Source organism: Caballeronia sp. NCF2 (assembly GCF_023631205.1).
In the GTDB taxonomy this organism is placed as follows: domain Bacteria; phylum Pseudomonadota; class Gammaproteobacteria; order Burkholderiales; family Burkholderiaceae; genus Caballeronia; species Caballeronia zhejiangensis.
The window spans coordinates 44,114-57,735 of sequence record NZ_JALQDN010000019.1; the positions used below are offsets into that span (position 1 = coordinate 44,114).

Sequence of the window (13,622 nt, forward strand, 5' to 3'; positions counted from 1 at the left end):
TCAGCGCTCCAGTTGTTCGAATTGAATGCGTGGATCGACCCAGACGTAACAGAGGTCCGAGATGAGCTTCGTCGCGAGGCCGATCAGCGTGAAAAGATAAAGCGTGCCGAGCACGACCGGATAGTCGCGCCGCACGACGGATTCGTACGAGAGCAGTCCGAGGCCGTCGAGCGAAAAGAGCGTCTCGATCAGCAGGCTGCCCGTAAAGAACGCGCCGATGAACGCCGCCGGAAAACCGACGATCAGCGGCAAGAGCGCGTTGCGGAATACGTGCTTCCACAGCACGCGCCGCTCACTCAAGCCTTTGGCGCGCGCGGTCAGCACATATTGCTTGCGGATTTCGTCGAGGAACGCGTTCTTCGTGAGCATCGTGACGACGGCGAAGCTGCCCACCACCGACGCCACGACCGGCAACGTGATGTGCCACAGATAATCGAGAATCTTGCCGCCGAGCGAGAGCGTCGCCCAGTTGTCGGACGTGAGATTGCGCAGCGGAAACAGTTGCCAGAACGTGCCGCCGCCGAACAGCACGAGCAGCAGCACGCCGAGCACGAAGCCCGGAATCGCAAAGCCGACGAGCACGATGAGACTCGTCGCGACATCGAACTTCGAGCCGTTCTTCACGGCTTTGGCGATGCCGAGCGGCACCGATATCAGATACGTGATGAAGAAGGTCCACAAGCCGATGCTGATCGACACCGGCAGCTTCGACACGATCAGCGACCACACGCTCTGATGCCTGAAATAACTCTCGCCGAGATCGAAGCGCGCGAACTTGCCGAGCATCAGAAAGTAGCGTTGCAGCGGCGGTTTGTCGAAGCCGTAGAGCTTCTTCAGTTGCTCGACCTGCTGCGCATCGACGCCCGTATGCGTGCGCAGCCCGAAGCCGCCGCCGCCTTCGGACTGTCCGCGCCGCAAGTCGTGCACCGCCTGTTCGACCGGACCGCCCGGCACGAACTGGATCACGACGAACGTGAGCGTCAACACGCCGATGAGCGTCGGGATCATCAAGAGAATGCGTTTAAGGATGTAGCTCCACATGGCGCGTCCTCGTTACTTCGCCGCGTGCGCGGCGGGCCCGGATTTGGCCCACCACGTCGATATGACCCACTCTTCCGCGCCGTAATACAGCGGCAGCGTCGACGGGTACGCCAGCGTATTCCGATACGCCACGCGATGCGTCGCCGAGTACCAGTGCGGCACCACATAGTAGCCGTTGATCAGCACGCGATCGAGCGCGTGCGTCGCGTCCACCAGTTGCTCGCGCGTCTGCGCGGAGATCACTTTCTGCAGGATCGCATCGACGGCCGGCGACTTCACGCCTGCGAGATTGTCGGAGCCCTGCTCGTCCGCGGACTTGCTGCCGAAGCGCGAAACCTGCTCGGTGCCCGGCACCTGCACGTCGGGCATGCGCACGCTCGTCATGTCGAAGTCGAACGCATCGAGACGTTTCTGGATCAACGCGTAATCGACGGTGCGAAAGTTCATCGTGATGCCGAGCTTCTGCAGATTGCGCCCGAACGCGGCCGCGACCGGCTCCATCGACGCGCCGCCGCCGGTGTCGTCGAGAATCTCGAAGACGAACGGCTCGCCCTTCGCGTTGCGCAGCGCGCCGTCGCGATACGTCCAGCCGGCTCGAGCGAGCAATTCGCGCGCCTTGATGAGATTGGCGCGCAGCGAGCCGGGCGGATCGGTGTCCGGCTGACGCGGCATCTCGCCGAACACGGAAGGATCGAGCTGCTTCTTCAGCGGGTTCAATATCGCGAGTTCGCCTTCGCTCGGCAATCCCTTCGCCTGAAGATCCGTGTTGACGAAAAAGCTGTCGATGCGCCTGTACTGATTGAAGAACAGTTGCCGGTTGAGCCACTCGAAATCGAGCGCGAGATCGAGCGCCTGACGCACGCGCACGTCCTTGAAGAGCGGCTTGCGCGTGTTCATGAAGAAGCCCTGCATGCCGGTGCCGTTGTGGTGCGGGAACTCGCGCTTGATGAGCTCGCCGCTGTCGAAGCGTTTGCCGATATCGCGCCGCACCCAACTGCGCGCGACGTACTCGACCAGCACGTCGTACTCGCCCGCCTTGAACGCTTCGAGGCGCGCGGTCGGATCGCCGTAAAGCTTGTAGTCGATGTGCGCGAAATTGAACGTGCCGACACGCACCGGCAGCGCCGCGCCCCAGTAATCCGGATTGCGCCGGTACGAGATCGTGCGGCCGTTGTCGTAACGATCGATCAGATACGGCCCGCTGCCGATGGGCTTCTGGAACGCGATCTTGTCGAACGGAATGCGCGTGCCGTCCGGCTTCATGCCCCACTTGCGCGAAAACACCGGAATGCCGCCCGCGAGCAGCGGCATCTCGCGCGTCGCGATCTTGAACTCGAAGCGGATCGTCTGCGGATCGACGATCACCGCGCGCGCGATCTGCCCGAAGTACACGGAGAACTGCGGCGCGGCAAGCGGACTCTTGAGCGTCTCGAACGAGAACTTCACGTCTTCCGCCGTGACCGGCTCGCCGTTGGAAAAGCGCGCTTTCGGATTGATGTGGAAGGTGGTCGACATGCCATCGGGCGCGACGGAAATGTCATCGGCGAGCAGGCCGTAAGCGGTCGATACTTCGTCGGAACTGCCTGTCGTCAGGCTCTCGAACATCAGCGAAAGACCGGGCGCGGGATTGCCGCGCAACGTGAACGGATTGAACTTGTCGAAGCTCGTCAGCCGGTTCGGGTTCGCGAGGACGAGCGTGCCGTCGCGCGGCGCGTCGGGATTCACGTAATCGAAGTGTTTGAAACCGGCCGGGTATTTCGGCTCGCCGTATTGCGCGATGGCATGCACCGCGTAAGCCGGACTCGCGAGCCATGCAGCCGATGCGGCCAGCGACCAGGTCAGGACCAAGCGTGAGGCGCTGCATAAACGGATCGTCATGTGCCTCTGGGCGCGATTTGAGTGTGTGACGCGATGGAGTGACCCGGCCGGAAACCCGAAGCGCGAGCCGCGGGAATCCTAAGGCGAGGCATTGCGATGTGAGAGAATTCTACCCAAAATCACGCACCGCTCGGCCTGCGACCCAAGGGTTGTCGACTGGCCGATCGCGCCACGCACGACCCCGCGCGGCATCGGACAACCGGTGCGCGCCGCGACACTGACATCAAAGAAGGAGCATTCATGGGCTTTCTCGCTGGAAAACGAATTCTGCTGACGGGCCTGCTGTCCAACCGCTCGATCGCTTACGGCATCGCCGCGGCCTGCAAGCGCGAAGGCGCGGAACTGGCGTTCACGTATGTCGGCGAGCGCTTCAAGGAGCGCATCACCGAGTTCGCGACCGAGTTCGGCAGCGACATGGTCTATCCGTGCGACGTCGCCGACGACGCGCAAATCGATGCGCTGTTCGCGTCGCTGAAAGAACGCTGGGACTCGCTCGACGGCCTCGTGCACTCCATCGGCTTCGCGCCGCGCGAGGCAATCGCGGGCGATTTCCTCGACGGCATGACGCGCGAGAACTTCCGCGTTGCGCACGACATCTCCGCCTACAGCTTCCCCGCGCTCGCGAAAGCCGCGCTGCCGATGCTGAAAGACGGCTCGTCGCTGCTCACGCTGTCGTATCTCGGCGCCGAGCGCGCGCTGCCGAACTACAACACGATGGGCCTCGCGAAGGCATCGCTCGAGGCGAGCGTGCGTTACATGGCGGCGTCGCAGTCGCTCGGCGCCAAGGGCGTACGCGTCAACGCCATCTCGGCCGGCCCGATCAAGACGCTCGCGGCGAGCGGCATCAAGAGCTTCGGCAAGATTCTGAACTTCGTCGAACAGAATGCGCCGCTCAAGCGCAATGTGACGATCGAGCAAGTGGGCAATGTCGCCGCGTTCCTGCTGTCGGATCTGTCGAGCGGCATGAGCGCGGAAGTCGTCCACGTCGATGCCGGATTCCATGCGGTCGTCGGCGGAATGGGCGGCGACGCGGAATAAGCGCCCGTTCGCAGCTGCAAAACGAAGCGCCGCTCACTTCAGGTGAGCGGCGCTTTTTATTTGCCGCGATGACCGCGCCCTGCCTCAACGATAGCCGTGCGGGCCGCCATGTCCGTTGCCGTGCCCGTTGCCATGTCCGTAACCGTGCCCCGGCGGCGGACCATGCGGGCGCGGCGGAGGCGGCGGACGGCCGTGCCCGTAATGACGATAGTAGTCGTTGCGGCTCCAATAGCGTCGGCCGTCCCAGTACCGGCTGCCATGCCAGCCGATGACGACCGGCGGCGCGTACATCGGCGCGGGCTGGTAGACGACGGGCGGCGGAGGCGGTGCATAGACCGGCGTCGGCGCGACGTAGACCGGCGCCGGAATGCCGATATTCACGCCGACATGAACATCCGCCGCGCGCGCGATGCCCGTCACGCTCAGCGCCGCCATGGTCAGCACACCGGCCACGATTCGTCCCGAGAACTTCTTTTTCATATGCAACCGGACCTCGCTTTGTACTTGTTCGCTTGCGCCCAAATATAACGAAAACCTTTCGACGCAATATTTCAGCTTTGTAAGTTATTGCCTGCTCGCGCTTTACGTCTGGAGAAACCTTACCTTTTGTTACATCGCGCGGGTGAGAATTCGCGGCGTTGTTGTTTTACTGGGAATTCGCCCTTCCACGTTCAAGCGGCAACAAAAAAGCCACCCGTGACGAACGAGTGGCTTTCGGCGACGGACGCCGGGCGGCGCGGGACGATCAACGCCAGCCGTTGTGACGGCCGTGGTCATGGCCGTCGTGATCGTGGCCGCGCCCATGATCGTAGTGGCGATAGTAATCGTCGCGATCCCAGTAGCGACGGCCATCCCAGTAACGATCGCCATGCCAGCCGACCACGATGGCCGGCTGCACGTAGACCGGCGCCGGAGGCGGCGCGTACACGACGGGCGGCGGAGGCGGCGCATAGACCGGCTCGGGCGCGACGTACACGGGCGCGGGCACCCCGATGTTCACGCCCACGGACACACCCGCATTGGCCGCGCCGGACACCATCAGACCGCCGAACATCACGGCGCCAGCCAGCACGGAAGCCTTCGATACCTTGTTCATGTAAAGCCCCACCCCGATGGGTTGTTTGTTGTGTTGACCGGACTATATCGGACGGATGCCGCATCGAGTGATCGACTTCGTAACCTGCTATTACTGAGGAAAAACTTACGAAAAGTAAGCTCGTGCAGATGGAAAAACGGCGGCCCTCGCATCGCGAAGATCGCCGTTCGTGAGAGGCGCAGCGAAGATCAGTTCGGCAGTTCCTGGCCTTTGGTTTCCGGCGCGAGCGGGATCACCGCGAGACCGATGAGAAACGCAATCGCGGTAATGGCAATCGGCACGCCGAGCGTCTTCATGTTGAGCACCATCGCGCCGATGCCGAAGTTCACGATCGCGCCGAAGAAGCGCCCGACCGACGTGCAGAACGCGAAGGCCGTCGCACGCACGCGGGTTTCGAACTGCTCGGGCAGCCACAGCGAAAAGAGCGCGAAGTTGCCGCCGAAAAAGCCCAGCACGACGAGCAGCGCGATGAACGGCACCAGCCCGTTCGGCAGATAGAACGCCCAGCCGAACGCGAGCGCGATCGACGCCGCCATGCCGACGAAATACACCGCGAGCGTCTTTCTGCGGCCGATCTTTTCGGCCATCGGCGGCAGCGCGAGACAGCCGACGATCGTGCCGATCGAAAGCAGCCCCGTCGCGATCGACGCCATGCGCGCGGCATCGTGCTTGTCCATGCCCGCCTTCGTCGCGAGCTGAACGACCGCCGACGGTTCATACACCGCGCCCGCCCACAAGCCGATGATCGCCACCGTCAGCAGCACGGCCGCGACGATCGTCCGCTTGCGATATTGCGCATTGAAGATCGCCTTCAGCGAACTCTCGTGCTTGACGTGCGGATGAGCGGTTTCGGCGCGTTCCCACTTGTCGGTTTCCTTCACGCGCAGGAGCACCATGATCGACACCACGACCGGAAACAGGCCGACGAGAAACATCGCGCGCCAGCCGAACGTCGCGCCGATCGTGTAATTGAGCGCGGCGGCGAGGAAGAAGCCCGCGTAGTAGCCGGTCTGCAGATAACCCGCGCCCATCTTCCGGCGGTCTTCCGGCCAGGCTTCCGCGACATACGTGCCCGCGAGCGCCCATTCACCGCCGATCCCCACGCCCGCGCAAAACCGATAGAAGCCGAGCTCCCACACGTTATGCGCGGTCGCCGCAAGGCCGGTGAAGATCGCGAACGTGAAGATGGTCGCCGCGAGCACTTTCGTGCGTCCGAAACGGTCGGCGAGCGGTCCCCAGATGAACGACAGTCCCCATCCGACGAGAAAGAGCGCGAAGAGAATCGAGCCCGCAAGCCCGATGTTCGCCGGCGTCGCCTCATAGCCCGAACGCGGCAGCAATTCGGTGAGCGCCGGCGCGAGCACGAGCGCGTAGATGAACGAATCCATTCCGTCGAGCGTCCAGCCGGCCCACGCACCCCAGAAACCGGTGATCTGCGACCGGTTGAGCGGTGTCTTCGTGGCGCGCGTGGCGCTTATCTGTCGATCCAGCGTGCTGGGCATGGCCATGTCTCCAAAGGAATTAGCGACGCGCCGGTTAAAAATGTTTGTTATGGCGTCTAGGGAAAGCACCGAAGTACCGTGTGCGTTTTTATATATAATATTTGAACATCGACACACGACAAGTCCGCACTTTCACCTAGCCATGCCGACAGATCTCTCAGCCGGATCGACTCCGGCCTCATTTCGCGACGCGCAGTTCGAACCGCGCCAGAGCACGTCGCGCTTCATCGCGGATGCGCTGCGCGCCGCCATCGTCGATGGCTCGCTGTTGCCGGGCGAGCCGCTGCGGCAGGACGCGATCGCCCGGCAGTTTTCGGTCAGCGCTATTCCGGTGCGAGAAGCGTTCCGCCAGCTCGAAAGCGAAGGCTGGGTGACAATCGAGCCGAATCGCGGCGCGGCCGTCAGTCTGCAATCGGCCGACGAGGCGCGCGAGATCTACGAGATTCGCGCATCGCTCGAAAGTCTCGCGATCGGCATTGCGATCGCGCATCACACGCCCGAAACGCTTGCCGACGCGAAACGCCTGCTCGAAGCCGCCGAGAACGAGCCCGATCCGACGCTCTACGTCGTGCGCAACGAGCAGTTCCACATGGCGCTCTACGCGCCCGCCGACCGTCCTCGGCTGATGGAGCTGATCGGCCAGATGCATCGGCGCGGCGAACGCTATTTGCGGCTGAAGCTCGGTCTGCCGATCCACAAGGATTCATCCGATGCCGAGCACCGCGCGATCTTCGATGCCCTCGCCGCGCGCGATATCGAACAGGCGCAGACGCTCGTCGCGCGCCATCTGCTCGCGACGGGCGAACTGCTCTACCGCTTTCTCGCCGATGCCCAGGCGCTCGCGCACTCGAGCCACGTCAAGAAGAAGAAACGCCGCGCATCTTCCCGATCGAATTCCGTCAAGGCCGACCAATGAACGACGTCATCGCTAAAGCCCGCAACTGGAACACGCGCGCGCAGGAAAAAGCGCGGCGTCTTAAGCTGATCAAGCCGTGGATGAACGGCTCCGTGCTCGATGCCGCGCACATCGTCGATGCGTTGAGTGCGCTCATCGTCACCGGCGACCGTGTCGCGCTCGAAGGCAACAATCAGAAGCAGGCGGACTTTCTCTCGCGCGCATTCGCGAAGCTCGATCCGGACCGCGTGCACGACATCCATCTGCTGATCTCGAGCATCAGCCGTCCCGAGCATCTCGCGCTCTTCGAGCAAGGCATCGCGCACAAGGTCGATTTCGCGTTCGCCGGGCCGCAAAGCCTGCGCGTCGCGCAACTGCTCGAAGACGGCATGCTGGAGATCGGCGCGATCTATACGTACATCGAACTGTATGCGCGCATGTTCATCGACTTGACGCCGCAGGTCGCGCTCGTGTGCGCGGTGCAGGCGGACCGGCACGGCAATCTGTACACGGGCGCCAACACCGAGGACACGCCGACGATCGTCGAAGCCACCGCGTTCCGGCATGGCATCGTGGTCGCGCAGGTGAACGAAATCGTCGACGAACTGCCGCGCGTCGATATTCCCGGCTCGTGGGTCGATGTCGTCGTCGAGGCCGATCGTCCGTTCGCCGTGGAGCCGCTTTTCACGCGCGATCCGCGTCACATCGGCGAATTGCAGATTCTCATGGCGATGATGACGATCCGCGGCATCTACGAGCGCTATGGCGTCAAGGCGCTCAATCACGGCATCGGCTTCGATACGGCCGCGATCGAACTGCTGTTGCCGACATACGGCGAGAAGCTCGGCCTCAAAGGAAAGATCTGCACGAACTGGGCGCTCAATCCGCATCCGACGCTGATTCCCGCGATCGAATCCGGCTGGGTGGACAGCGTGCATTGCTTCGGCAGCGAAGTCGGCATGGAGGACTACATCGCGGCGCGCTCCGATGTGTTCTTCACCGGCCGCGACGGCAGCCTGCGCTCGAATCGCGTGTTCTGCCAGCTCGCGGGGCAATACGGTGTCGATCTCTTCATCGGCTCGACCTTGCAGATGGACGCCGACGCGAATTCGTCGACGGTCACGCTCGGGCGGCTCGCGGGCTTCGGCGGCGCGCCGAACATGGGACACGATCCGCGCGGCCGGCGTCATTCGAGCGAAGCGTGGCTGAAGCTCCTGAAGGACGACGGCCCGAATCCGAAGATCGCGCGCGGGCACAAGCTCGTCGTGCAGACGGCCGAGACGTACAAGAAAGGCGGCGAGCCGACCATCGTCGATGCGCTCGACGCGATTGCCGTCGGCGAGAAAAGCGGCATGCCGATCGCGCCCGTGATGATCTACGGCGACGATGTCACGCACGTCGTGACGGAAGAAGGCATCGCGTATCTGCACGCGGCCGAAGGCGTCGACGAGCGCCGCGCCGCGCTCGCGGCGGTCGCTGGCGTGACGCCGATCGGCATGCGCGCCGATCCCGCGAAGACGGCGGAATTGAGACGGCGCGGCATCGTCGCGTATCCGGAAGATCTGGGCGTGCGGCGCGGCGAAGCCAAGCGCTCGCTGCTCGCGGCGCGCAGCATCGACGATCTCGTCGCGTGGTCGGGCGGCTTGTACGCGCCGCCCGCGCGCTTCCGGAGCTGGTGATGAAGCCGGCTCTTCGCGATCTTGCGCGCGCGGTCGCGTCGCCGTCGCTCATCGCGCAATGCGCCGTCGATGCGCTGATCGCCGAGGCGCGCCTCACGCCGAAGCCCGCGCTCGTCGATGAACGCGGCAGCGGCGCGCATCGCGATCTCGATCTGGACACGATGCTGCGTTCCGCTCGCGCCCTGCATCCGACGTTTCTCGCGATCGCGCGCGCGGCGTCGCACGCGGAGCCGTCGCAGATCTTGCGCGAGCAACTGGCGCGCATCGGCCGCGAAGGCGAATCCGCGATGATGCGCGCAACCGAAGGCAGCAACGCGCATCGCGGCGCGATCTGGATCATCGGTTTGCTGTGCGCAGGCGCGGCGATGCAAGCGCCCGACGACAGCGGCGCGATCTGCTTTTCGGCGGCGAAGATCGCCCGTTTCGACGATCGCTACGCGCCGCTAACGGCAACGAAGAGCCACGGTGCGCGCGTCAGCGAACGCTATCGCGTGGCGGGCGCACGCGGCGAAGCGCGCGATGGTTTTCCGCATGCGCGGCTCGTCGGCCTGCCCGCGCTGGACGCCGCGCGCGCAAGCGGACTCGCCGAATCCGACGCGCGGCTCGATGCGCTCGTCGCGATCATCGCGTCGCTCGACGATACGTGTCTTCTGCATCGCGGCGGAATGCCCGCGCTCGAAGCAGCGCAACGCGGCGCGCGCGATGTGATCGCTTGCGGCGGAGCGGCGAGCGTCGCGGGCCGTCGCGCGCTCGAGGCGCTTCACGAAGAACTGATGAAGCTGAACGCATCGCCCGGCGGCGCGGCCGACCTGCTCGCGGCGACACTCTTTCTCGACAGTCTCAGGCGCTTGCCCTGAAGAGGAACGAACGATGGAAAACATGCGATACGAATATCCGGCCAAACGGCCCGTCACGCGCCGCGCGCACGTGGGCGTCGTCGGCTCGGGCGATCTCGAAGTGCTGCTTTCGCCGTCACAAAGTGCGAACGCGGAAGTGGTGATCCGCACGAGCGTCGATGGCTACGGCCATGTCTGGAAAAGCGTGCTCGACCGCTTCTTCCAGCGCTACGACGGCGCGGCGAAAATCGAACTGAACGATTTCGGCGCGACGCCCGGCGTCGTCATGCTGCGACTCAACGAAGCCGTCGAAGCAAGCGAAAGCGAAGGAGACACGCCATGAACGCGCACGACACGTTTCTCGCGCGGCACAGCTTCATCGAAATGACGGCGCGCGAACGCGCGCACGCGCTGCTCGACCAAGGCACGTTCCGCGAACTGCTCGGCCCGTTCGACCGCATCGAATCGCCGTGGCTCGCGATGCAGAACATCGTCTGCCAGGCGGATGACGGCGCGGTCATCGCACGCGGCATGCTCGGCGGCGAACCGGCGGTGATCGCCGCGATCGAGCCGGCGTTTCAGGGCGGCAGCATCGGCGAAGTATCCGGCGCGAAGATCGCCGCCGCGCTCGAAATGGCCTTGAGCGAATTCGAAGCCGGGCGCGCGATCCGTCCCGTCGTGCTGTTCGAAACCGGCGGCGTGCGTCTGCAGGAAGCGAATCTCGGGCTCGCGGCCATCGCCGAAATTCACGCGGCGATCGTCGCGCTGCGGGCTCATGTGCCTGTCGTCGGGGTGATCGGCGGGATGGTCGGCTGCTTCGGCGGCATGTCGCTCGCGGCCGCGCTCTGTACCGAGCTGGTGATGACGCGGCAGGCGCGCCTCGGCATGAACGGGCCGGAGGTGATCGAGCAGGAAGCGGGCATCGAGGAACTCGATTCGGGCGACCGGCGCCTCATCTGGTCGATGATCGGCGGCGAGGAACGCGTCGCGGTCGGTCTTGCGGACACGCTCGTCGAAGACGATACCGAGCAGGTGCGCGACGCCGTGCTCGCGGCGTTCAGGCGCGGCGTGCCGCCGCGGCATCGCACGGAGAACGTGGATGGCTTCATCGCGCGGCTCGCCGACGTCAACCCCGACGCCATCGATCCCGACACCTTGCGCAAACTGTGGGGCGCATCATGACCGACACACTTTCCCGCGGCGAGCGCTGGCTCGACGCGCTGACTTCTGCGTCGACGCAATCGGAGCGCGGGCCGATCCGCGTGCGCGAAGGCGCTCTCGATGGCGAACGCGCGAGCTTCTTTGCCGTCGTGCCCGATCCGCAGAACCGCTTCCCGCGCGCGACCGATAACGTCGTCGGCCTCGAACAGGGCTGGCTGCTCGCACGCGCCGTGCGCGAAACGATCGACGCCGATCGCGATGCCGGGGTGAAGCGCGCCATCGTCGCCGTCGTCGATGTGAAGAGCCAGGCGTACGGACGTCGCGAAGAACTGCTCGGCATTCATCTCGCGTGCGCCGCCGCCGTCGATGCCTACGCGAGCGCGCGGCTCGCGGGCCATCCGGTGATCGCGCTGATCGTCGGCCCGGCGATGTCGGGCGCGTATCTCGCGCACGGCTATCAGGCGAATCGCATCGTCGCGCTCGACGCGCCCGGCACGGCCGTCCACGCGATGGGCAAGGAAGCCGCCGCGCGCGTTACGCGGCGCAGCGTCGAAAGCCTCGACGCGCTCGGCGACGCGGTCCTGCCGATGTCGTACAAGATGAGCGCCTACGCGAAGCTCGGCTTGCTGCACGAACTGATCGAAGGCGTCGACGCCGACGCGCCCTCTTCCGCCGACATCGAGCGCGTGAAGGCATCGCTCGCGGCGGCGGTGAAGGATGCGCGCAGCGGTCCGCGCGATCTGTCGAACCGGCTCTCTTCCGCCGATGCGAAACGCACGCGCGCCGCATCGATCGAGGTGCGCAGGCGCATGCGCGAGCAGTGGAGCGTTTGATGGACCGCGTGATGGAGCGCGCGCCGCGTCCGCACGATTTGCTGCGGATCGCGCCCGCGACGCCCGCCTTTGACGACGCGCCCGCGTGGGTCGCCGCGTCGCTCGCGCGCGCGCCGTTCGTCGTCGTGCGGCGCGCACCGCGCATCGGCGCTGCGATTCCCGTCGGCGTGCGCGGAATGGCGCGCGGCGAACGCTTCGGCGCGTGGATCGAGACGCGTCACATCGACGCGATGCTCACGCCCGAAGCGCTGCGCACGCGCGCGCCGGATCCGGCGCGTCGCGACCTGCCCGCGTTCGCGTTGTTGCGCGCGGTCGCGCCGATCATCGACGGATGCGGTCTCGAATGGGGCCCGGCCGGCAGCGCGGGCTTCGAGCTCGCGTGCGCGATGCCGGCGATCACGCGCGACAGCGACCTCGATATCGTCGTGCGCGCGCCGACGCCCTTGCCCCGCGAAGACGCATCGGCGCTCTTCGATGCGCTCTCGCGAGCGGCGCAGAACGAAGACACGCGCATCGACGTGCAGATCGAAACATGCGACGCGGCTTTCTCGCTCGCGGAGTTCGCGCGCGTCGGACTACGCGTCATGCTGCGGCACGCCGACGGCCCGCGCCTCGTCGCGAATCCGTGGGCAGCGGCATGATCGCGTATCTCTTTCCCGGACAGGGCGCGCAAGCGCCGGGCTTTCTGCATCGGCTCGGCGGCGGCGAGCCGCATCCGGCGATCGTCCGCACGCTCGACGAAGCATCCGATGTGCTCGGCGCGGACGTCCGCGATCTCGACAGCGCCGACGCGCTCAAATCGACCGTCGCCGTGCAGATTTCGCTCGTCGTCGCGGGCGTGGCCGCGGCGCGCGCGCTCGCGGAGGAAGGCGTCGAGCCGGAAGCCGTCGCAGGCTTGTCGGTCGGGGCGTTCGGCGCGGCGGTCGTGTGCGGCGCGATTCGCTTCGACGATGCGCTCGAACTCGTGCGCCTGCGCGCCAGGCTGATGGAAGACGCGTATCCGAGCGGCTACGGCATGCTCGCGGTGCTCGGGCTCAACGAAAGCGAGATCGCCCGCGCGATCGCCGATTGCAGCGCCGACGCCTACATCGGCAATCTGAACGCGCCGCGTCAAATCGTCCTTTCGGGCAGCGACGCCGCGCTCGCGCAAGTCCGCGACATCGCCCTGTCGCGCGGCGCGCGGCGCGCCGAACGGCTGTGCGTGAGCGTGCCCTCGCATTGCGTGCTGCTGGAAAGCGCCGCGCAACGGCTCGGCGAAGCGGCGAGCAAGGTGCGGATCGAGGCGCCGCGCATCGCCTACATCGGCAATCGCGGCGCGCGCGTGCTGCGTCGCGCCGACGCCATTCGCGAAGACCTCGCCACCAATCTGCGCTATCCGGTGCGCTGGCACGAATCGACGATCGCGCTCGCCGAACTCGGCGCGAAGGTGTTCGTCGAGATGCCGCCGGGACAGACGCTCACGCAGCTTGCCGCCGAAGCCTTGCCGGACGCGGCTTCGATCGCGATGGACGCCGCACCCGCCGCATCCGTCGCCGCACGCGTGCGCGCCGCCTGCAGGCGCGCGACCGATTGATTCGCGTTCCGTGCGCGACTGATGCACGGTTTCCGCTGGCGTTTTCATCTTTTTTGCCGACAAAATCGGAATTTTCGAATAGCTTACGAA

General features: G+C 65.4%; 14 protein-coding genes. 9 read left to right on the forward strand and 5 right to left on the reverse strand.

Going from position 1 to position 13,622, the window contains the following annotated elements; translation table 11 throughout:
- Together NCS02_RS09090 and NCS02_RS09095 are read right to left on the reverse strand one after the other, a co-directional pair.
- Entirely contained in the window at positions 1-1,041 is a 1,041-nt protein-coding gene (locus NCS02_RS09090) for a microcin C ABC transporter permease YejB (protein ID WP_008341800.1), read from the reverse strand.
- 12 nt (positions 1,042-1,053) lie between these two features.
- Positions 1,054-2,919 (reverse strand): extracellular solute-binding protein, encoded by a 1,866-nt coding sequence (locus tag NCS02_RS09095; RefSeq protein WP_250522988.1) that lies wholly within the window; start codon positions 2,917-2,919, stop codon positions 1,054-1,056.
- 240 nt (positions 2,920-3,159) lie between these two features.
- On the opposite strand from NCS02_RS09095, the gene fabI reads away from it, so the two are divergent.
- Positions 3,160-3,957, forward strand: a complete 798-nt coding sequence (gene fabI / locus NCS02_RS09100; protein WP_008341802.1) for an enoyl-ACP reductase FabI — start codon at positions 3,160-3,162, stop codon at positions 3,955-3,957.
- A gap of 84 nt (positions 3,958-4,041) precedes the next feature.
- Here fabI and NCS02_RS09105 read toward each other — a convergent pair whose 3' ends face one another.
- From NCS02_RS09105 to NCS02_RS09115, 3 genes are all read right to left on the reverse strand, one after another.
- On the reverse strand, positions 4,042-4,437 hold the full coding sequence (locus NCS02_RS09105; RefSeq protein WP_175982687.1) for a hypothetical protein: 396 nt from the start codon (positions 4,435-4,437) through the stop codon (positions 4,042-4,044).
- Positions 4,438-4,702: 265 nt separating this feature from the next.
- Complete coding sequence (locus tag NCS02_RS09110; protein WP_008341804.1) at positions 4,703-5,053, reverse strand: hypothetical protein; 351 nt, start codon at positions 5,051-5,053, stop codon at positions 4,703-4,705.
- A 188-nt stretch (positions 5,054-5,241) separates the two neighbouring features.
- The gene (locus NCS02_RS09115) at positions 5,242-6,555 is read right to left on the reverse strand and encodes an MFS transporter (RefSeq protein WP_250522989.1); all 1,314 of its coding nucleotides are present in this window, start codon (positions 6,553-6,555) and stop codon (positions 5,242-5,244) included.
- A 142-nt stretch (positions 6,556-6,697) separates the two neighbouring features.
- Here NCS02_RS09115 and NCS02_RS09120 point away from each other — a divergent pair, with 142 nt between their 5' ends.
- The 8 genes from NCS02_RS09120 to mdcH are packed head-to-tail and all read left to right on the forward strand — an operon-like array spanning position 6,698 to position 13,532.
- On the forward strand, positions 6,698-7,471 hold the full coding sequence (locus tag NCS02_RS09120) for a GntR family transcriptional regulator (RefSeq protein WP_008341808.1): 774 nt from the start codon (positions 6,698-6,700) through the stop codon (positions 7,469-7,471).
- Entirely contained in the window at positions 7,468-9,129 is a 1,662-nt protein-coding gene (gene mdcA / locus NCS02_RS09125; protein WP_250522990.1) for a malonate decarboxylase subunit alpha, read from the forward strand. The genes NCS02_RS09120 and mdcA overlap by 4 nt, the downstream gene beginning before the upstream one ends.
- A complete protein-coding gene (locus tag NCS02_RS09130) occupies positions 9,129-9,986 on the forward strand; it encodes a triphosphoribosyl-dephospho-CoA synthase (RefSeq protein WP_250522991.1) in 858 nt (285 codons plus the stop codon). The genes mdcA and NCS02_RS09130 overlap by 1 nt, the downstream gene beginning before the upstream one ends.
- A gap of 13 nt (positions 9,987-9,999) precedes the next feature.
- On the forward strand, positions 10,000-10,308 hold the full coding sequence (locus NCS02_RS09135) for a malonate decarboxylase subunit delta (RefSeq protein WP_008341815.1): 309 nt from the start codon (positions 10,000-10,002) through the stop codon (positions 10,306-10,308).
- Positions 10,305-11,147, forward strand: coding sequence for a biotin-independent malonate decarboxylase subunit beta (locus NCS02_RS09140; RefSeq protein ID WP_250522992.1), 843 nt, complete (start codon positions 10,305-10,307; stop codon positions 11,145-11,147). The genes NCS02_RS09135 and NCS02_RS09140 overlap by 4 nt, the downstream gene beginning before the upstream one ends.
- Positions 11,144-11,959: a biotin-independent malonate decarboxylase subunit gamma gene (gene mdcE, locus NCS02_RS09145; protein ID WP_250522993.1), complete on the forward strand. Its 816-nt coding sequence runs from the start codon at positions 11,144-11,146 to the stop codon at positions 11,957-11,959. Before NCS02_RS09140 ends, mdcE begins: the two co-directional genes overlap by 4 nt.
- Positions 11,959-12,600, forward strand: a complete 642-nt coding sequence (locus NCS02_RS09150) for a malonate decarboxylase holo-ACP synthase (protein ID WP_250522994.1) — start codon at positions 11,959-11,961, stop codon at positions 12,598-12,600. The genes mdcE and NCS02_RS09150 overlap by 1 nt, the downstream gene beginning before the upstream one ends.
- Positions 12,597-13,532: a malonate decarboxylase subunit epsilon gene (gene mdcH, locus NCS02_RS09155; RefSeq protein WP_250522995.1), complete on the forward strand. Its 936-nt coding sequence runs from the start codon at positions 12,597-12,599 to the stop codon at positions 13,530-13,532. Before NCS02_RS09150 ends, mdcH begins: the two co-directional genes overlap by 4 nt.
- The last annotated feature ends 90 nt before the right edge of the window (positions 13,533-13,622 follow it).

Excerpts from the sequence above, each read along its gene's own strand:
- NCS02_RS09090 (WP_008341800.1), bottom strand. The coding sequence starts at position 1,041 with ATGTGGAGCTACATCCTTAAACGCATTCTCTTGATGATCCCGACGCTC.
- NCS02_RS09095 (WP_250522988.1), bottom strand. The coding sequence starts at position 2,919 with ATGACGATCCGTTTATGCAGCGCCTCACGCTTGGTCCTGACCTGGTCG.
- fabI (WP_008341802.1), top strand. The coding sequence starts at position 3,160 with ATGGGCTTTCTCGCTGGAAAACGAATTCTGCTGACGGGCCTGCTGTCC.
- NCS02_RS09105 (WP_175982687.1), bottom strand. The coding sequence starts at position 4,437 with ATGAAAAAGAAGTTCTCGGGACGAATCGTGGCCGGTGTGCTGACCATG.
- NCS02_RS09110 (WP_008341804.1), bottom strand. The coding sequence starts at position 5,053 with ATGAACAAGGTATCGAAGGCTTCCGTGCTGGCTGGCGCCGTGATGTTC.
- NCS02_RS09115 (WP_250522989.1), bottom strand. The coding sequence starts at position 6,555 with ATGCCCAGCACGCTGGATCGACAGATAAGCGCCACGCGCGCCACGAAG.
- NCS02_RS09120 (WP_008341808.1), top strand. The coding sequence starts at position 6,698 with ATGCCGACAGATCTCTCAGCCGGATCGACTCCGGCCTCATTTCGCGAC.
- mdcA (WP_250522990.1), top strand. The coding sequence starts at position 7,468 with ATGAACGACGTCATCGCTAAAGCCCGCAACTGGAACACGCGCGCGCAG.
- NCS02_RS09130 (WP_250522991.1), top strand. The coding sequence starts at position 9,129 with ATGAAGCCGGCTCTTCGCGATCTTGCGCGCGCGGTCGCGTCGCCGTCG.
- NCS02_RS09135 (WP_008341815.1), top strand. The coding sequence starts at position 10,000 with ATGGAAAACATGCGATACGAATATCCGGCCAAACGGCCCGTCACGCGC.
- NCS02_RS09140 (WP_250522992.1), top strand. The coding sequence starts at position 10,305 with ATGAACGCGCACGACACGTTTCTCGCGCGGCACAGCTTCATCGAAATG.
- mdcE (WP_250522993.1), top strand. The coding sequence starts at position 11,144 with ATGACCGACACACTTTCCCGCGGCGAGCGCTGGCTCGACGCGCTGACT.
- NCS02_RS09150 (WP_250522994.1), top strand. The coding sequence starts at position 11,959 with ATGGACCGCGTGATGGAGCGCGCGCCGCGTCCGCACGATTTGCTGCGG.
- mdcH (WP_250522995.1), top strand. The coding sequence starts at position 12,597 with ATGATCGCGTATCTCTTTCCCGGACAGGGCGCGCAAGCGCCGGGCTTT.